Source organism: Nocardiopsis akebiae, assembly GCF_018316795.1.
Classification (GTDB): Bacteria; Actinomycetota; Actinomycetes; order Streptosporangiales; family Streptosporangiaceae; genus Nocardiopsis; species Nocardiopsis dassonvillei.
Genome location: NZ_CP074132.1, coordinates 1515336 through 1534353, shown reverse-complemented (window position 1 = coordinate 1534353; position 19018 = coordinate 1515336). Strand labels below are relative to the sequence as shown.

Annotated in this window: 13 protein-coding genes, 1 other RNA gene and 1 pseudogene; 1 reads left to right on the top strand and 14 read right to left on the bottom strand. The window is 70.8% G+C overall.

What is annotated here, in order from left to right; translation table 11 throughout:
* The first annotated feature begins 105 nt into the window (after positions 1–105).
* The gene (locus KGD83_RS06630; RefSeq protein WP_212642999.1) at positions 106–1074 is read left to right on the top strand and encodes an aldo/keto reductase; all 969 of its coding nucleotides are present in this window, start codon (positions 106–108) and stop codon (positions 1072–1074) included.
* 51 nt (positions 1075–1125) lie between these two features.
* Here the strand turns inward: KGD83_RS06630 and KGD83_RS06625 are convergent, their stop codons facing one another.
* The 14 genes and pseudogenes from KGD83_RS06625 to KGD83_RS06560 all read right to left on the bottom strand — a co-directional run.
* Positions 1126–1911 carry a class I SAM-dependent methyltransferase gene (locus KGD83_RS06625; protein ID WP_212642998.1) on the bottom strand — a complete coding sequence of 262 codons (786 nt, stop codon included), beginning with the start codon at positions 1909–1911 and terminating at the stop codon, positions 1126–1128.
* Positions 1912–2253: 342 nt separating this feature from the next.
* Positions 2254–2625: a transfer-messenger RNA gene (gene ssrA / locus KGD83_RS06620) on the bottom strand.
* 416 nt (positions 2626–3041) lie between these two features.
* A complete protein-coding gene (locus tag KGD83_RS06615) occupies positions 3042–5060 on the bottom strand; it encodes a penicillin-binding transpeptidase domain-containing protein (RefSeq protein ID WP_212642997.1) in 2019 nt (672 codons plus the stop codon).
* Positions 5061–5083: 23 nt separating this feature from the next.
* Entirely contained in the window at positions 5084–5548 is a 465-nt protein-coding gene (gene smpB, locus KGD83_RS06610; RefSeq protein ID WP_013154726.1) for an SsrA-binding protein SmpB, read from the bottom strand.
* Positions 5549–5622: 74 nt separating this feature from the next.
* The gene (ftsX, locus tag KGD83_RS06605; protein WP_212642996.1) at positions 5623–6534 is read right to left on the bottom strand and encodes a permease-like cell division protein FtsX; all 912 of its coding nucleotides are present in this window, start codon (positions 6532–6534) and stop codon (positions 5623–5625) included.
* A gap of 57 nt (positions 6535–6591) precedes the next feature.
* On the bottom strand, positions 6592–7281 hold the full coding sequence (gene ftsE / locus KGD83_RS06600; protein WP_013154728.1) for a cell division ATP-binding protein FtsE: 690 nt from the start codon (positions 7279–7281) through the stop codon (positions 6592–6594).
* A gap of 480 nt (positions 7282–7761) precedes the next feature.
* On the bottom strand, positions 7762–8880 hold the full coding sequence (gene prfB, locus KGD83_RS06595; RefSeq protein ID WP_212642995.1) for a peptide chain release factor 2: 1119 nt from the start codon (positions 8878–8880) through the stop codon (positions 7762–7764).
* Between the two features lie 110 nt (positions 8881–8990).
* Positions 8991–13859, bottom strand: coding sequence for an NAD-glutamate dehydrogenase (locus tag KGD83_RS06590; RefSeq protein WP_212642994.1), 4869 nt, complete (start codon positions 13857–13859; stop codon positions 8991–8993).
* Between the two features lie 328 nt (positions 13860–14187).
* A complete protein-coding gene (locus KGD83_RS06585; RefSeq protein ID WP_212642993.1) occupies positions 14188–14883 on the bottom strand; it encodes an HAD family hydrolase in 696 nt (231 codons plus the stop codon).
* A gap of 166 nt (positions 14884–15049) precedes the next feature.
* On the bottom strand, positions 15050–15517 hold the full coding sequence (locus KGD83_RS06580) for a DUF6912 family protein (protein WP_212642992.1): 468 nt from the start codon (positions 15515–15517) through the stop codon (positions 15050–15052).
* Positions 15518–15572: 55 nt separating this feature from the next.
* Positions 15573–16247 (bottom strand): HAD family hydrolase, encoded by a 675-nt coding sequence (locus tag KGD83_RS06575; RefSeq protein WP_212642991.1) that lies wholly within the window; start codon positions 16245–16247, stop codon positions 15573–15575.
* 112 nt (positions 16248–16359) lie between these two features.
* The gene (locus tag KGD83_RS06570; RefSeq protein ID WP_212642990.1) at positions 16360–18036 is read right to left on the bottom strand and encodes a glycoside hydrolase family 3 protein; all 1677 of its coding nucleotides are present in this window, start codon (positions 18034–18036) and stop codon (positions 16360–16362) included.
* A gap of 152 nt (positions 18037–18188) precedes the next feature.
* A complete protein-coding gene (locus KGD83_RS06565) occupies positions 18189–18677 on the bottom strand; it encodes a PTS sugar transporter subunit IIA (RefSeq protein ID WP_212642989.1) in 489 nt (162 codons plus the stop codon).
* A gap of 50 nt (positions 18678–18727) precedes the next feature.
* A pseudogene (locus KGD83_RS06560) lies at positions 18728–18973 on the bottom strand (glucose PTS transporter subunit EIIB); the annotation flags it as partial.
* Positions 18974–19018: the final 45 nt, after the last annotated feature.

Below are 19018 nucleotides of genomic sequence, written 5' to 3'. Positions count from 1 at the left end.
CCCCCACGGAGCTTTACGGCGTAGATTCCTGGAGGGCGTGCGGTGAGCCCGCGGCCCGGCACCCTAGAGTCGTGCCGATCCCACCCCTCGACGGAAGGCGAGCCCGTGGACTACGTCAAGCTGGGCCGGACCGGACTGGACGTCTCCCGCGTCACCCTCGGCTGCATGAGTTACGGAGACCCCGCCAGGGGCACCCACGACTGGACCCTGGACGAGGAGGCCAGCAGGCCCTTCATCCGCCAGGCGGTCGAGGCGGGCGTCAACTTCTTCGACACCGCCAACACCTACTCGGACGGCAGCAGCGAGGAGATCGTGGGCCGCGCCCTGGCCGAGTACGCCGACCGCGACGAGATCGTGCTGGCCACCAAGGTGTTCGGCCGCGCCCGGCCGGGCCCCAACGGCGGCGGGCTCTCGCGCAAGGCGATCCTCGCCGAGATCGACCACAGTCTGAGGCGCCTGGGCACCGACTACGTTGACCTGTACCAGATCCACCGCTGGGATCCCACCACGCCGATCGAGGAGACCGTCGAGGCCCTGCACGACGTGGTCAGGGCGGGCAAGGCGCGCTACGTGGGCGCCTCATCGATGCACGCCTGGCAGTTCGCCAAGGCGCTGCGGGTCGCCGACGTCAACGGCTGGACCCGGTTCGCCACCATGCAGAACCACTACAACCTGCTCTACCGCGAGGAGGAGCGGGAGATGCTGCCCCTGTGCGCGGACGAGGGCATCGGGGTCATCCCGTGGAGCCCCCTGGCCCGCGGTCGGCTCACCCGCGCGTGGGATGAGGAGACGGCGCGCAGCCGCGGCGACGCGTTCGGCGCACGGCTGTACGCGGAGGCGGACCGGTCGATCGCGGACGCCGTCGGCGCGATCGCCCGGAGGCGCGGGGTCCCCCGCGCACGGATCGCCCTGGCCTGGGTGTCGCGCAACCCCGCGGTGACCTCGCCGATCATCGGCGCCACCAGACCGCACCACCTGGACGACGCGATCGCGTCGCTGTCCCTGGAGCTGACCGACGACGAGGTGGAGGAACTGGAGCGCCACTACACGCCGCGCCCGGTCGCGGGTTTCTGAGACCGCCCCGCGCGGGGCCGTCCGCGGCCCCGCGCCCGCGCAGGCAACCGGTCAGCCGCGCGCGGTGACGCGGATCTTGGACTGGCCGTGCGGGCGCTCCTCCCAGTCCTGCATGAACCGGGCCGACAGCCCGTGCTTCTCCGCGAGGGTGATCAGCGTTTCGGTCCGGTAGTAGAAGTCCTCCCGCAGCACCTGGTGCTCGACCCCCTCGGTCCGGTCGTAGGTGAAGTCGAAGAACCCGCCCGGCGCCAGGACCCGCTCGACGTTGGCCAGGCACTCGTCGATCACCTCGATGGGCGAGTGCGAGAACACGCTGTGCGCGTGGACGACGTCGAAGTACCCCTCCGGCAGGAAGGAGAAGGTCAGGTCCCGCGTGATGGTCAGGTGCGGCAGCTTCTCCTGCAACCCGCGCTCGGCCAGCACGCCCTTGGCGGCGATGAGGATGTCCGGGGAGATGTCGATCCCGTAGTAGCCGCCCGGGTCGAGGTAGTCGATCAGCCGCCACCCGGCGCGCAGGTTCCCGCAGCCGATGTCGAGCATCCGGTGCTCCGGTCTGAGACCGTGCTCTACCAGGTAGTCGAACTGCATCCGCCCCAGCGCCAACCAGCGCTCCTGGCTCCGGCTGCCCACCGCCGACCTGGGGTCGCGGGCGGCGTCGGAGGCCATCACCGCCCGGTAGTAGTCCACGTGGTCGCGGTGGGCCAGGCGCAGCCGCAGGTCGCGGGCGGAGCGGCGCACGAACGGCACCACCTTGCCGGGGTTGCGCAGCGCGTAGCGCACCTTGTGGACGAGGGAGGATCGGTTGGCGTTGAGGGAGGCGGCTGTCTTCTTCGGCATCGGAAGGCTTTCGGTCGAAGGCTCTCGCTCACCCGCGGACACGGGGTCGGGGGGCAAAGAGGATAACGCTTTCGTCGCGGCCCCGGTTCACCGCCTCGGGTCCGACCGTATCCGGAAAGTCACCGTGAGCGCGGTACCCCGCCCTTGCGAAGCGACCGGTTGCCGCCGCTCCGAGCCAAGAGGCCAAGCCCCGCGTCGTCAGGGGCCGCCGCGCCAACCCCGCCGAGCGGCACGACCCAAACCGCAGGGGGGTACCTCGGGGGGTTCGGGGGGTCTGCCCCCGGAAAGCAACGCGGGCTGCGGCGAGCCGGTCGAAGACCGGCGAGCAGCAGCCCGCGCGACATGTGGAGGTGGCGGGAATCGAACCCGCGTCCTTCAGCACCGAGCCAGGGCTTCTCCGGGTGCAGTCCGCGCTGTCGTTCTACTCGGCCTCAGCGCTTGCACGGACACATCGCTGACAGGCCCAGCCACGAAGATGTCCCGCTCAGGCCCCGTGGCCTGATCTGAGCGGTAAGTCATCTAGCTGATGCCGGGATCTGGGCCGATGACGAGCCCAGGCCGACAGAGACGCTATCGCTTAGGCAGCGAGAGCGAACTCAGTGCGCTTGGAATTGGCACTTGTGTTTACGCGAATGCAGGATTAACGAGGTCACAAACGCAACCCTCGACCCGCTTCCCCTGGAACGACTACCGAAGTCGAAACCGATCACCCCCTGTGGAATTTTCACGGCCTCCCCGCTGGGCGGAGCGGCCGACATGCGAGCGGCGAACGCTCGCGCGTGCGTCACTCTACCTGTTCAACGGTGCGGGGGCCAAGCTGATTCCCGGTCGCGGAGGGGAATCCGCGGGCACCGGGTCCGGACGGGGAGAAACCCCCGCGGGCGCGGACGCAAGAGGTGGTCGACGCGGCCCGCGGGGGCGGTCGGCAGGGTCGGGCCGACCTTGGGAAACGACAGGATCTCCCCCGAGATGAGGTCCTGCCCCTCACTGGTCCGCTACCCCCTGTCGCGGCCCAGTCATAGGGGAAGACGCGGGCGGACCCCCGGGGGGTTGCCCGGGGGTCCGCTCTTTGCCTGGTCCTGTCCTGTCCGGAGGGAGCGGTGACCGTAGCCGCCGCCGTCCGGCCGGCCCTACCAGCCGGTCTCCTCCGTGCCCGTCAGGTCGGCCTGGTTGGTCGGCCCCGTCTGCTCCGAGGGCAGGCCCACGCCCTCGGTGGTCGTGGGGCCGCCGGGCACCTGCTCGCCGGTGGCCGTCCCGGCGGGGGCCTCCTCGGGCACCCCGTTGGCCATGCCGTCGAGGAAGGAGCCCGCGGCGTTCACCGCGTGCTGCGACACCAGGGTCGTCGCCGGGTCCGCCTCGGCCAGGACGGCGAAGGCCACGTCGTCCTTGTAACCGACGAACCAGTGCAGCGAGGTGTCGCCCTGCTCCACGCGGGCCGCCTGCCCGTGGACCTCTCCCCCGGTGGCGAGCAGCTCGGGCATGCGGTTGAGCACCGCGTCGCGCAGCCCGGTGCGGACCACCTCCAGGTGGGCGTCGTCCAGGGTGGTGGCCCCGATCGGGTTGGGCCCCTCCTCCGGTACCAGGGTCGGCGCGTTCCACGTGCCGTCCGCGACCGCGGCGGCGATCAGGGCCATGGACAGTGGGCTGACCCGCACTCCGTGCTCGCCGATCATGGCCGCGGCCACGTTCTCCTCGCCGTCCTCCACGGCGACCGAACCCGAGGAGGCCGGGACGGGCAGCTGCCAGTCGGCGCCGACGCCCATCCGCACGGCGGTCTCGGCGATGGCCTCCGGCCCCACCTCGGCGCCCAGGCCCGCGAAGCCGACGTCGCAGCTGAAGGTGATGTTGCGGGCCAGGGTGGCCTGGTCGAGCAGTGCCCCGCCGCCCGGGTTGACGAAGGTGCGTCCGCCGATCTCCGCGGAGTAGCCGCAGGGCACCTCGCTCTCGGGCGTGGCCGCGCCCGACTCCAGGGCGGCCAGGGCGGTGACCATGCCGAAGGTGCTGCCCGGCAGGTAGGAGCCGGTGAAGGCGTTGTCGTCCGCGGTGCTGCCCGAGGCGCTGGCCGCGGCCAGGACCTCGCCGCTGCCGGTGTCGACCGCCACCAGGTAGCCGTTGCCCGGTACCGTCGTCAGCGCGTTCTCGGCGGCCCGCTGCACCTCCAGGTCCAGGGTGGTGTCGATGGCCCCGCTGAGCGAACCCTCCCACGCCTCCAGGACGTCGGTGACCTGTCCGTCCTGGTCCAGGGAGACCACCTGGGTGGTGCCCGAACCGGCCAGCTCGTGCTGGAAGATGTTCTGGAGGCCGTTCAGGCCGACGGTGTCGCCCGCCTGGTAGGAGCCGGGCACGCGGGAGGAGACCCGGTGCTCGGCGGTCCCGGCGACCTCGCCGAGCAGGAACGGCGACACCGAGGGCGTCAGGTTGACCTGGACCTCCTGGGTGTCCACCCCGGAGATCCGCGAGGCCTCGCCCAGCAGCGTCCCGTCCACGCTGGAGCCGCGCATGAGCACCAGCGGCTGGAACTGTTCGGGCGGCGCGGAGCGCACCCGGTTCAGGAGCGGGTCGGGGTCCTCGTCGAGGAGTTCGGCGAGCTGGGTGACCCCGGTCTCCTTGTCCTCCATGTCCGCGGGGTAGACGCCGAAGGCCGTCACGCTGTCCGCGGTGACCAGCGGCTGCCCCTCGCGGTCGAGGATCTGGCCGCGCTCCTGGCTCTCGTAGCTGACCGCGAGGCGCTCCTCCTCGCTCAGGTCGGGGTGCAGCACGCTCGTGGACCAGGAGATGCGCCAGCCGTCGGGGCCCCACTCCAGGGGCATGCGGCCGGTGTAGTTCCAGGTCGGGTCGCCGATGCCGAGGTCGGCGTTGACGCCGAACTCGGCCTCGGCCGAATCTCCCTCGCGGGAGATGGGTCCGAGCTGGAACCGCAGGGAGGCGAGGTCGAGCTGCTCGCGCATGTCCGTGAGGGCCGCGGACACCTGTGCTGGGTCGCCGTCGGTGTAGGCGGCGGCGGTCTCGTGGTCACCGTCCTGCCAGGCGAGCAGGAAGGACCTGACCGCCACCTCGGGACTGGGGTGCGGTGTGCACGCGACCAGGGCTGCGGCGAGGAGCAGGCCGCTGCCGGCGGCCGTGAACCGGCCGAGGGGACGGGGGGACACCGTGTGTGTTCCTTTCGGCTGCCTCATCGACGGCGGCGCAGGGCGCGTTCCATGTCGCGTTTCGCCTCGCGCTCGGCGATGTCGTGGCGCTTGTCGTACTCACGCTTACCGCGGGCCAGAGCGATCTCCACCTTGGCGCGCCCGTCACTGAAGTACAGGGACAGCGGGACGAGCGTGAAGCCGGGTTCCCGGGTCTTGCCGATCAGCCGTGAGATCTGCTCGCGGTGCAGGAGTAGCTTACGCGATCGTCGGGCGGCGTGGTTTGTCCACGTTCCCTGGGAGTACTCGGGGATGTGGACGTTCTCCAGCCACACCTCGCCGTCGTTGATGTGCGCGAAGCCGTCCACCAGGGAGGCGCGGCCCTGCCGCAGCGACTTGACCTCGGTACCGGTGAGGACGAGGCCCGCCTCGTAGGTCTCGTCGATGTGGTAGTCGTGCCGGGCCCGGCGGTTCTGCGCGATGAGCTTGCGCCCGGTCTCCCGTGCCACAGGTGTGTCCCTTCATACGTCCGGGGGGCACGAGGCCCCCCGGTGTCGAATCCTCCCCGCCCCAGGCGGCCGCGTCAGATCTTGAGGTAGCGGCGCAGGGTGAGGAACGAGGTGATGGTGCACAGCAGGATGCCGAGGATCATCGAGACGCCGATGACGTACATCAGCGAACCCGCGCCCAGGGCCACGTCGAACTGGAACCAGTCCTCGATCTGCGTGAGCAGGGTGTAGCGGGTGGCCACGATGAAGCCGGAGGCGATCAGACCGCCGATGAGGCCGGCGACCGCGCCCTCCAGCAGGAACGGCAGCTGGATGTAGAAGTTCGACGCGCCGACCAGCCGCATGATGCCGGTCTCCCGGCGGCGGCTGTAGGCCGACAGCCGGATGGTGTTGCCGATCAGCAGCGCGGCGGCGGCCAGCTGGACCCCCGCGAGCACGAGGGCGGCCGCGCGCAGACCGTCCAGCAGCCCGAAGAACTGCTCCAGCACGATCTCGTCGTCGGAGATGCTGTCGACGCCCGGGGCGCCCTCCACCGCGGAGCGCACGGTCTGGTAATGGGAGGGGTCGGTGAGCTGCACCCGGTAGTTGTCCGGGATGTCACCCTCCTGCGCGGCGTTGGCCAGCGCCTCGTTGGAGGGGCCCAGCCGGTCCTGGAAGTCCTGCCAGGCCTCGGCCGAGGTGAGGTAGGTGTACTCCTGTACCTGGGCCAGTCCGTCGAGGGTCTGCTCCACTGCCTGGCGGTCCTCGTCGGTGGCCGGACCGTTCTCCTGGCAGGCCGTGGTGGGCGAGATCTCGGTGCACATGTAGACGGTGAGCGTGATCCGCTCGTCCCAGTAACTGCGCATCTCGGAGACCTGCTGGTTGACCAGTAGACCGGCGCCGAAAAGAGTCAGTGAGATGGCCACCGTCGTGATGACCGCGATGGTCATCGTCAGGTTTCGGCGAAGGCCGATCCACGTCTCGGAGAGAACGAATTGTGCTCGCATGATCTGTTAAAGGTCCATCCTTCGGGGCTTCGCCGCGCCGGTCCTCGCAGCGGGAGGTCAGTACGCCTGGCCGTAGACGCCGCGCGTCTGGTCGCGCACTACCAAGCCCTCTTCAAGCTCGATCACGCGCTTGCGCATCGAGTCGACGATGGCGGCGTCGTGGGTCGCCATGACGACGGTGGTGCCCGTGCGGTTGATTCGGTCCAGCACCTTCATGATGCCGATGGAGGTCGCGGGGTCGATGTTGCCCGTGGGCTCGTCGGCCAGCAGGATCTGGGGGCGGTTGACGAACGCGCGGGCGATGGCCACGCGCTGCTGCTCGCCGCCGGAGAGTTCGTTGGGCATCCGCCCGGCCTTGCCCTCCAGGCCGACGAGTTCGACGACCTCGGGGACGACCTTGCGGATGAAGCGGCGGGGCTTGCCGATGACCTCCAGCGCGAAGGCGACGTTCTCGAAGACGTTCTTGTTCGGCAGCAGGCGAAAGTCCTGGAAGACGCAGCCGATACGGCGGCGCAGGTGGGGGACCTTCCAGTTGGACAGGCGCGCCAGGTCCTTGCCGGCGACGTGCACACGTCCCTTGTCGGGCTTCTCCTCCTTGAGGACCAAGCGGAGGAAGGTCGACTTGCCGGAGCCGGACGGGCCGACCAGGAAGACGAACTCGCCCTTGTCTACGTCAATGGAAACGCCGTCGAGCGCGGGGCGCTTCTGGGTCGGGTAGACCTTGGTGACGTTATCGAAGTGGATCACAGGCGCATCACAAGGTTCTCGAAGGTATGGGCACCCGCAGTGGAGGGCACTCCGCGCGGGATCGTACCGGCCACATGGCCAACCGACAGTGTAGAGGGGGGAGCGGCCCGGATTGTCCCGGTCGCCTCGCACCCGATAGATCAGTGCACCATCGGACAACAGCCTCGAGCATATCGGAGGCGTCAACCGATGATAACGTTCACATATAGCAGTTTCGGTAAAACTGCGGAGACGTGATCATCACCATTGGGACACAACAACCACATCTGTCCCACCGGCTGACCCGGGGTGCCGCCGCTGCCACCGGGCGTGTCCGCGCCCCTCGCCGGAACGGGTCCGGCGGAGGAAGGCCCCGGCGCCCGAGGGCTCCGGGGCTCGCGTTCCGCTCGCCGGGTGTGGCGCCCCCCGGGGCCGCGCGGTGGCCGCCCCGCGGCGCGCGCGTGCGGGAGCACCGCCTCGGGGCCGCCGGGGAGGGCGCCGCTAGGCGTCCTCGGAGCGCTCCCGGCTGCGCATCCAGCGGATCTCGGCGTCGATGAACTCGTCGATGTCCCCGTCCAGCACACCCGAGGTGTTGCCGGTCTCGGCGCCGGTGCGCACGTCCTTGACGCTCTGGTAGGGGTGCAGGACGTAGTTGCGCATCTGCGTGCCCCAACTGCTCACCGAGTCGCCGCGGATCTCGTCCAGCGCCGCCTGCTCCTCCTCGCGCTTGCGCGCCAGCAGCTTGGCCTGGAGCATCGACATGGCCGTGGCCTTGTTCTGCAGCTGCGACCGCTCGTTCTGGCAGGACACCACGATGCCGGTCGGCAGGTGGGTGATGCGCACCGCCGAGTCGGTGGTGTTGACGCCCTGGCCGCCGGGGCCGCTGGAGCGGTACACGTCCACCCGCAGGTCGCCGTCGTCGATCTCGATGTGGTCGCTCTGCTCCACCACCGGGACGACGTCCACGCCGGCGAACGAGGTCTGGCGCCGGTTCTGGTTGTCGAACGGCGAGATGCGCACCAGGCGGTGCGTGCCGTGCTCGCCGCGCAGGGTGCCGTAGGCGAACGGGGTCTTGACGGCGAAGGAGGTTGACTTGATGCCCGCCTCCTCGGCGTAGGAGGTCTCGTAGACGTCGGTGGGGTAGCCGTGCCGCTCGGCCCAGCGCAGGTACATGCGCTGGAGCATCTGCGCCCAGTCCGCGGCGTCCACGCCGCCCGCCTGGGAGTTGATCGTGACGATGGCCTCGCGCTCGTCGTGCGGCCCGTTGAGGAGGGTGCGCACCTCCAGCTCGCCGATCTCCTTGCGCAGCTGGTCGAGCTCGCGGTCGGCCTCGGCCCTGGTGTCGGCGTCGTCCTCGGCCTCGGCCAGCTCGTAGAGCACGCCGAGGTCGTCGAGCCGCTGGCCGATGCCGTTGACCTTGTTGACCATGGACTCCAGGCTGGAGAGCTGGCGCGTCACCTTCTGCGCGTTGTCCTGGTCGGCCCACAGCTCGGGGTCCGCGGACTGCTCGCGCAGCTCGGCGATCTGCGTGTGCATGGCCTCCAGGTCCAACACGGCGCTGACGCTCGCCAGGGTCGCCGCGAGGTCCTTGATCTTCTCTGCTGGGTCCAGTTCTGCCACGGACCCCAGTGTAGGCCCCAAACGGGGGCGGGCTCCCCGCGCGCGCCGGCGCGGGGAGCCCGTCGGGACCGGACCGGGGGTGGGCCCGGGCGGGCCTGACCCCCCGGACCCTAGCCCACCAGGCCGCGGAAGGACCGCAGCGCCACGGACAGCGTGGCCAGGTCGAAGCGCTCGTTCTCCTGGATCTCCGACAGCGTGATCCCGGCGCGCTGCACCCGGTCGCCGTTCTGTTCGATCCACGCGGCGATCAGCTCGGAGGGCTCCTGCCCCGGACCGCTCTCCAGCACCCGAGCGGTCAGGTCGGCGTGCGCCGCGTAGAGGTCGTCGCGCAGCGAGGCGCGCGCCGTCGTCACCCACCGGTCGTCGCGCGGCAGGTCGATGACGCGCTCGCGCCACCAGCTGATGTTGAGCCGGTCGGCGAGCTCGAAGTAGAGCTCGGCGACCTTCTCGACCGGTCGGCCGGTGCGCTGGGCGATCTCCACCAGGTCCAGGGTGGAGTAGGCGGGCACCATCACGGCCACCCGCTCGGCCAGCTCGGTCGGCACGCCCATCGACGTGTAGCGGTCGCGGCGCTCGACGAAGGCCTCGCGGTCGCGGCCCCGCAACAGCTGGACCAGCTGCGGCAGCAGCTCGCCCACGCCCTCGGCGAAGTAGCCGATCTCACTGCTGATGTCGAAGGGGAAGGTGCGGTTGCGCAGCAGCCAGCGGGCGGAGCGCTCGGCGAGCTTGCGGGCCTCCAGCAGCAGGACGAGCTGGCTGTCCATCGAGATCTCGTGGTCCAGCTCCTCCAGCCCGCTCCAGAACCGGCGCAGCCCCAGCACGTCCTGCACCACCAGGTAGGCGCGGGCGATGTCGGCCGAGCTGGAGCCCAGCTCCTCGTTGAGCCGGAACGCGAAGGTCAGACCGGAGCGGTTGACCATCTGGTTGACGACCTGGTTGACGATGATCTCCCGGCGCAGCGGGTGGGAGTGCACGCCCTCGGCGAAGCGCTCCGAGCGCAGGGGCGTCGGGAAGTACGCCGTCAGGGTGTCGTTCAGGTAGGGGTCCTCGGCCAGGTCGGACAGGTCGAGCTGGTCCTTGAGGCTGATCTTGGTGTACGACAGCAGTGTGGCGAACTCCGGGCTGGTCAGGCCCCTGCCCGCCGCGCGCCGCTCCGCGAGCGTCTTGTCGGAGGGCAGGTCCTCCTGCTTGCGCTTGAGCACCCTGGTGCGCTCCAGGTGGCGCATGTACCGGCCGTGGACGTGCAGCATCTGGCCGTCCTGCTTGCGCGCGGCGGCCAGCACGGTGTTCTGCGCGTCGTTGTTGTCCAGGACCAGCTCCGCGACCTCGTCGGTCATGTCGATGAACAGCTGGTCGCGGTCGGCCTTGTCCAGCTTGCCCGACCGCACCTCGCGGTCCAGCATGATCTTGATGTTGACCTCGTGGTCGGAGGTGTCCACGCCGGCGGAGTTGTCGATGAAGTCGGTGTTGATCCGGCCGCCCGCGCGGGCGAACTCGATCCGCGCGTCCTGGGTCAGGCCCAGGTTGCCGCCCTCTCCGACCACCTTGACGCGCAGTTCGGTGGCGTCCACGCGCAGCTGGTCGTTGGCCTTGTCGCCCGCGTCCGCGTGCGTCTCGGTACCGGCCTTGACGTAGGTGCCGATGCCGCCGTTCCACAGCAGGTCGACGGGCGAGGTGAGCACGCACCGGATCAGCTCGTCCGGCGTGAGGCTGTGCACGCCCTCCTCGATGCCCAGCGCCTCGCGCACCTGCGGCGTGATCGGCACGGACTTGGCCGTGCGCGGGTGCACGCCGCCGCCCTCGGAGATGAGCTTGGGGTCGTAGTCCTCCCACGTGCTGCGGGGCAGGTCGAAGACGCGCTTGCGCTCCACCCAGGAGGTGTGCGGGTCGGGGTCCGGGTCCAGGAAGACGTGGCGGTGGTCGAAGGCCGCTACCAGCCGGATCTGCCGGGAGAGCAGCATGCCGTTGCCGAACACGTCGCCGGACATGTCGCCGATGCCGACGACGGTGAACGGCTCCTCCTGCACGTTCACGCCCATCTCGCGGAAGTGGAACCGGACCGACTCCCAGGCGCCGCGCGCGGTGATGCCCATGGCCTTGTGGTCGTAGCCGACCGAGCCGCCGGAGGCGAAGGCGTCGCCGAGCCAGAAGCCGCGCTCGGTGGAGATGGCGTTGGCGGTGTCGGAGAAGGTGGCGGTGCCCTTGTCCGCGGCGACCACGAGGTAGGAGTCGTCGCCGTCGTGCAGGACGGTGCGCTCGGGGTGCACGGTCTCGCCGTCCACGAGGTTGTCGGTGACGTCGAGCAGGCCGCTGATGAACTGCTTGTAGCAGGCCACGACCTCGGCCATCACCTCGTCGCGGGTGCCGTTCTGGGGCAGCCGCTTGCACACGAAGCCGCCCTTGGCGCCGCTGGGGACGATGACGGAGTTCTTGACCATCTGGGCCTTGACCAGGCCCAGGATCTCGGTGCGGAAGTCCTCGAAGCGGTCCGACCAGCGCAGTCCGCCGCGCGCGACCGCGCCGAAGCGCAGGTGCACGCCCTCCACCCGCGGGGAGTAGACGTACATCTCGAACCGGGGCCGCGGGTGCGGCAGGTCCGGGATCTGCTGCGGGTCGAGCTTGAGCACCAGGTAGGGGTGGCCCTGGTAGTGGTTGGTGCGCAGGGTGGCGCGGATGGCCGCCAGGAACGAGCGCAGGATGCGGTCGTGGTCCAGGCTGGCCACGGCCTCCAGTTCGCCCTCGACCTTGCCGACGAGGACGTCGGCGCGCTCGTCGCGGCCCTCGCCGGGCTGGTCGGGGTCGAAGCGGGTCTCGAACAGCTCGACCAGCAGGTTGGCGATCCCGACGTTGGCCACCAGCACGTCGGCCAGGTACTCGGGCGTGAACGTGGACCCGGTCTGGCGCAGGTACTTGGCGTAGGCGCGCAGCACGGTGAGCTGGCGCCAGTCGAGGCCGGCCCGCACCACCAGGGCGTTGAAGCGGTCGCTCTCGCCCAGATCGCGCCAGGAGGCCTCGAAGGCTTCCTCGAACAGGCACTTGAGCCGTTCGGGGGCCAGGTCGGACTCGGGGATGGGGCCTAGGCCGAAGTCGTAGATCCACACCCGGCCCACGTCCCGGACGGTGACGTCGTAGGGCCACTCGTCGACGACCTCCACGCCCAGGTTCTCCAGGACGGGCAGGACGCGCGAGAGCGAGATGGGCTCGCCGATCCGGTAGAGGCGGAACCGCCAGCAGCCGGGGTCGGCGTCCTCGCGCTGGTAAAGGACCGCGGAGAACTCGCCGTGGCGCCGCTCGGGGTCGGTGCGGGCCAGGAGCTTCTCCAGCTCGCGGATGTCGCCCGCCGCGGTGGCGGGGCTGTTGTCGACCTTGTAGGCCTCGGTGAGGCCGCCCGAGTAGCGCTCCTTGAACTCGGTGGCGCGCACGGGGCCGAAGGCCGCGGCGAGGGCGTCGTCCAGGTCCAGGTCCCAGGAGCGGGCCGCCTCGCGGACCTTCTCCTCCAGGGCGACCTGGTCGATGTCGGCGAGGGTGCGCCCGTGCTGGGCTCGGGCCACCAGGTACAGGCGGGCCAGCGGGGCGGAGCCGATGAGCACGTTGTGGTCCATCGTGGCGCCGTGGAAGGCCTCGGCCAGGACGTTCTGGATGTCCAGGCGCACCCGGGTGCTGTACTGGTCGCGCGGCATGTACACGAAGCAGGACATGTACCGGCCGCCGTAGGGGTCGCGGCGCATGAACAGCTTGGTGCCGCGCCGGTCTCGCAGGCGCAGGACGCCGCGGACGATGTTGTACAGCTCGCCCACGGGGATCTGGAGGAGTTCCTCGCGGGGGAAGGTCTCCAGCAGTTCGATGAGGTCCTTGCCGTCGTAGCTGTCGGCCTCGAACCCGGCCAGGGCCAGGACCTCGGCCTGCTTGCGGCGCATGATGGGGATCTGGGCGATGCTGGTGGTGCTGGCCTGGGAGGTGAACAGGCCGAGGAACCGGCGCTCGCCGACGATGTTGCCCTGGGCGTCGAACTTCTTGACGCCGATGTAGTCCAGGTACTTGGGGCGGTGGACCGTGGCGCGCGAGTTGGCCTTGGTCAGGACCAGGACGTAGGGCTCGCGGGCCTTGCCGCGGATCTCGGGGGGCAGGGCGGCGAAGCTGGTGGAGGCGGGCGAGTCCATGCGCAGGATGCCCAGGCCGGAGCCGGGCTCGGGGCGCAGGGAGTCGTCGCCGTTCTCGTCGGTGACCAGGGTGTACTCGCGGTAGCCCATGAAGGTGAAGTGTCGGCCCGCGATCCAGCGCAGGAAGTCGACGCTCTCGCCGATCTCGCGCGGGTCCACTCCCCCGGCCACGAGGCGGTCCGGGTAGGCCGCCAGCTCGTCGGCGATCCGGATGGCCCGGTCGCTCATCTTGCCGGCGTCCTCGTCCACGTAGCGCACGTCGGCCAGGACGGACTCGACGCGGGCGGTGATCTCGCGCAGGCGCTCGGGATCGGGCTGCGGGTCGATCTCGATGTGCATCCAGGACTCGTCGATCGGCAGCAGGCCCTCGCCGCCGGACTCCGGCTCCACCCGGACCAGGCGGCCCTCCAGGTCGCGGCCGACGGTCATCTGGGGGTGGATGATCAGCCGGACCCCCGCGCCGAGGTCGCTGAGGGCCATGGTGACGGAGGAGACGAGGAAGGGGGCGTTGTCGGTGACGACCTCCACGACGCCGGTCTGCTGGTCCCAGCCGTCGCGCTCGGCGTCGGGGGTGTAGACGCGGACCTTGGCCCGTCCGGCGGCGCGCCGGGCGCCGAAGGAGCGGTGGGCCTCGGCCGCGCCGCAGATCTGCTCGGCGGAGCGGCCGCTGATCTCCTCGGGGTCCGTGTGGCGGTAGTACACGGGGAGGAAGCGGCGGACGGCGTCGGCCTCCTCGGGGCTGATGCGCGCCCCGGGGGACCACTTGGCGGCCGCCTCACTGAGCAGCTTCTGGAGCTGGACGTCGGATTGCCCGGACATAGGGATCTCTCACTCCTTTGTGAGCAACGTCGCACGAGTGCTGGCAGAACAACCGGTCATACGACCTGTGAAATCCTGGGCGACTGCGTGATTCGGCGTGAACTCCCTGGGCCGCAAGGAGCCCACGACCGTGGTGGTTCGGATCGGGGTCGCGGGGCGCCGGACCTCGTTGTCCCCGCCCCGCCCGGTGCCAAGGCTACTGGCTTTCGGGCCCGGGGGCAGGTCCAACACCGTTACAGGGCTATTGCGGAGTGTTAGAAACAGATTGCGGTGATCGGTTACTGCGCACACGGGCCACCACCTACCCCCGGACAGAGGGGACATGTCGTTATCGGGCCGTCGCCTGGAGGACCGCGGTCATCACGGCCCGGGGGTCGGTCAGGTCCGGCAGGACGACGACCGCTCCGGCCTCGCGCAGCTGGCTCTCCGTGGTCGAGCCGTTGAGCACCGCGACCGGGGTCGCGCCGCCGATCACGGCGGCGCGCACGTCCGGGGCGGAGTCGGTGATGAAGACCGTCTCCTCCTCGGGGTAGACCCGGCCGCCCTCGCCCGCGGCGTGCAGGCGGATGGACTGGATGAGACTGGACTTGGGGTAGTTGACCGAGCCGTAGCCGCCGATGGCCAGGTTGAGGTAGGTGTCCAGTCCGAATGCGACCAGCTTGGCCGTGGCGTTGGCGCGGGTGCTTCCGCTGACCACGGTCTGGACGGTGTCGGGCATGGAGGCCACCGCCGCCAGCGAGGCCGCGGCGCCGGGCATGACGCGGCCCTTGGAGAGCAGCTCGTCCGAGCGGTTGCCGAAGGACTCCTCCAGGGCGTCGAGGAACTCGCCCAGGGAGCCGGTGTCGGGTTCGACGTCGACGTAGTTGCGGGCGCAGAACTCGAAGAACATCTCCGAGTCGGTCCTGCCCGCCGACGAGGTCAGGTAGACGAGGGGCTCACCGGTGACCTTCTCGAAGGCCTCCGCGTAGGCCGCCCTCGTCACCCGTCCCACGTCGAGGAGGGTGAGGTCGATGTTCCATAGCACCAGGCGGCTGATGGCGAACTCCTCGGGACGCGACGGGGGTGGGGCCCCTCCATCTTGCCGTATGGGCGCACGAGGGCGGAAACCTCCGCCCGAGTGCGGCCGGGAGGCGGGGGCCGGGGGTGTGCGTTCGCGCTCACCCCCCGGCGGCGAGGCGCCGGCCGCCGCCCTACGGCTGCGCGGTCGTGGCCTCGTCGACCAGGTAGCGCAACTCCTGGACCGCGAACCACATCAGTTCGCGGTCCTCCACCGCGCCCGAATCCGGGTCCCGCACCGACGCCGCCACGTCCGCGGCGGCGTCGGCGTCGTCCACGTGCGCCGACGCCAGCTTCTTGAACGGAACGGCCCCGGTGACCCCCACCCGGACCACGCCCCGCCCCGCGCGGCCAGCTCGCTCGACGACCCGGTCGGGCATGTCCGCGGCCAGCACCACCCGTCGCCGGGGAGCGCCGGGGTCGGCCGCCAGCAGCGCCAGCGACTCCCCCGCTGCGGCGTACATCGCCTCGTACTCCGCCTCCTCCACGTCCTCGCCCGGGCCGGGGTCGGCCGCGAACGCGGTCAGCGGCACCCCCTCCAGCCGCCCCTCCTCCAGCAGGCGAGCCAGGGCGGGGATGGTGCTGGGCAGGAAGACGTACATGCGATCGGCTCTCCAGGATGTGGGCTGAACACACCAAGTGTGCCAAACCCCGGGCTCAGGCCGCCCGCTCCCCGGGCACCGGGGGCGCGCCGTCGCCGTCAGGCGCCAGGAAGCGCTCCAGCTCCAGCCGCGTGGCGTCCACGTCGGTGTGCAGGATGCCGGTCATCCCGAGCTCCTCGGCCGTGCGGACGTTGTGCTCCAGGTCGTCGATGAACACGCAGTCCTCGGGACGCAGGCCGATCCGCTCGCAGGTGTGCAGGTAGATGCGGTGCTCGGGCTTGCGCATCCCCACCTCTCCCGAGATGACCACCTCGTCGAAGGTGGCCTCGAAGTGCTCACGGGGATAGCAGTTGCCCCAGGAGTTCGACAGCAGGGCGGTCACGGCCCCGGCGGTCCTGGCCTCGCGCAGGGCCTCGTACATGTCGTGCACGGGGTCGAACTCGCAGAACATGCGGTCGATCAGCCCCTCGGCGACCACCGGACCGCCGTGGGTGCAGCGCAGCAGGGCCGCCAGCTCGCGCTCGAACGCGCAGGTGTCGATCTCGCCCCGCTCCAGGGCGTGCACGAGGTTCTCCCCCTCGACGCTGCCGTCGAAGTAGGGGCGCATGACCTCGTGGTAGTGCTCGACGTCGATGCGGTCGGCGTGCAGCCAGGCCCGGATGCCCACGGGCAGCGGCGGTGTGAGGACACCGCCCCAGTCGCAGATGACCCCTCGCCGGGTGCCGTCCATCCGATCCCCTCCTCCGGTCGTCGGTGACCTCTCCCCCAGACGCCCGCGGGTCGGGCGGGGAAGCGTTCTTCCCGTTCCCCGCCCGTTTCAACCCCCGGCGAAACCCGGCCGGTCAGGTGGTCAGCCCGGTACCGATCTCCACGTCGGCCGCGGGGATGTCCACCGGCAGCTTCCCGGAGGGCTTCACCTGTCCGGCGACGACCCGCGCGGCGGCGGCCCGCGACACGTCCACGGACGAGTACACCGCCACGAACGCCTCCGCCTCCGGGAAGGCCGCCAGGTCGTAGGGCGTGCCCTGGGACACCACGATCACCGGCAGCCCCTCGGCGCGCGCGGCCTGGACCAGGCCGCTCTGCTCAGAGGCCCCGCTGCCGCCCCCGGTGCCCACGACCACGGCGTCGGCCCCGCTCTCCACCACGTCGACGCCGGCCTCGGTGAGCGCGGCCGAGATCTGCTCCGCGCCCACGCCCTGGACGCGGACACCGCTGCCCTCGGCCAGGGGCAGCAGGTCGCCCTCGTTGCGCAGCAGCGTCGCGGAGGCGTCCGCCACGCGCTGGGCGGCCTCGGCGTGCCCGGGGTCCTCCAGGGCCGCCGCGGCGCCCTGCGGGTCCACCGGTTCGGCCTCCAGGATCCCGCGCTTCTCCTTGAGCGCCAGGACGCGCAGCGCGGACTCGTCGACGCGTTCCTCGCTCAGGCGGCCCTGCTCGACCGCCTCGCGGATCGCGGACACCGCGGCGGCGGGGTCCGGCGGCATGAGCAGCTGGTCCACGCCCGCCTCCAGCACGCGCACGGCGATCTCGCCGTCGGAGTGGCGCTGGCGCACGCCCTCCATGTTCAGGGCGTCGGTGGTCACCACGCCGTCGTAGCCCAGTTCGCCGCGGAGGATGCCGTCGATCAGCTCCGGGGAGATGGTGGCGGGCTCGGGCTCCTCGCTCCCGTCCAGTTGCGGCATGAGCACGTGGGCGGTCATGACGGCGTCCACGTCCGCCTCGATGGCCGCCCGGAACGGCGGCAGGTGCTCGGCCTCCCACTGCTCGCGCGGCATGTCGATGACGGGCAGGCCGCTGTGGCTGTCCACGTCGGTGTCGCCGTGCCCGGGGAAGTGCTTGACCGTCGACACCACACCGGCGCCGGAGTAGGCGCCCGACTCGGCGACGGCCATCCGCGCGACCAGATCGGGGTCGGAGCCGAAGGAGCGGATGCCGATCACCGGGTTGTCGGGATCGGTGTTGACGTCGGCGTCGGGCGCGTAGTTGAGGTTGATGCCCAGGGCGGTGAGCTCCTCGGCGGTGGTGGAGGCGCGCAGCTCGGCCAGTTCGGTGTCGCGGGTGGCGCCGACGGCCATGGCGTCGGGGAAGCGGGTGCCCACGGGCAGCCGGGCCACCAGGCCCTGCTCCTGGTCGATGCCGACGAACAGCGGAACGCCCTGCCCCTGTTCGGCGGCCAGGTCCTGCACACCCGCCGACATGGTGGCGATCTGCTCGGCGTCGGTGAGGTTGGCGTCGAAGTAGATGAGGCCGCCGGGCCGGTAGGCCTCGATCTGGGCGGCGTTCTCGGCGGCCGAGGTGCCCTGGGCGGTCAGGACGAGGAGCTGGCCGATCTTGTCGTCCAGGTCCATCTCGGAGAGCAGCCGGGGCGCGAGCACGGGCTCGAAGGGTTCGGCCTCGGCCGACGGCTGGGTTTCGCGGTCCTCCTGCGAGGAACCCACCTCCTCTGTGGTGCATGCGGTGGCGATCAGCGCGAGTCCCACGCAGGCCGGGGCCAAGGCGTGCGGAACGGACAGTTTCATGGCGGACTTCATCTCCGGCGAAATCGTGGGTTCGCCGCCGGAGAATACCCGTTCCGGCAGGCCCGGAGGCGGAACCGCCGCCACGCGGGCGCGCGTGGCGGCGGTTCGGGGCTCCGTCGAGCGGTGTGCGCGGGTCCGGGTCCGCGCACCCCTCAGGCCCAGGTGAAGAGGGTGTCACCCCGGTCGACCGACCCGCTGACCACCTCACCCAGCGCGTCGGGCGAGGCGTCCAGGGCGACCACCGGGACCACCGACGGCCTCCCCTGCGCGGCCACCGAACCCGGCGACCAGCGCACCACCGGTGTGCCCGGCTCGACCCGGTCGCCCTCGGCGGCCAGGAGGGTGAACCCCTCCCCCGCCATCTGGACGGTGTCGATGCCCAGGTGGACGAGCACGCCACGGCGGTGGTCGGGCGCCATCACCACGAACGCGTGGTGGTGCAGCTTGACCAGGGTCCCCGCGATCGGGGACACGGCGTCCTGGACGCCCTCCTGCCCGCCCTCCTGACCGGGCTCGGGGTGGACGGCGACCCCGGGGCCGACCATCGACTGGGAGAAGACGGGGTCGGGCACCGTTTCGAGGGACAGAGCCGTTCCGGGCACGGGGGAGAGTACGCGCAGCGTACCGATCACATCTGACATGGGGGGTGTCTTCCCTCCCTGGAGGGTTTGATCCTTCCTGGCGGGGCCTGTTAGAGCAGGTCCCGAATATCGTCGGTGAGGGCGTCGGCCTCGGGACCGACCACCACCTGGACGACGTTGCCCGAGACCAGCACGCCGTGGGCTCCGGAGGCCTGGAGGGCCTTCTCGTCCACGAGACCGGGGTCGGCCACCTCGGTGCGCAACCGGGTGATGCAGGCCTCGATGTCCTCGATGTTGTCCGCGCCGCCCAGACCGGCGACGATCGCCGCTGCCTTGTCCGCCATGTGTCCTCCGTGTTCTGCCGTGGAACGGGGTGTACCCGAAACCTGAGGGCGAGCTTA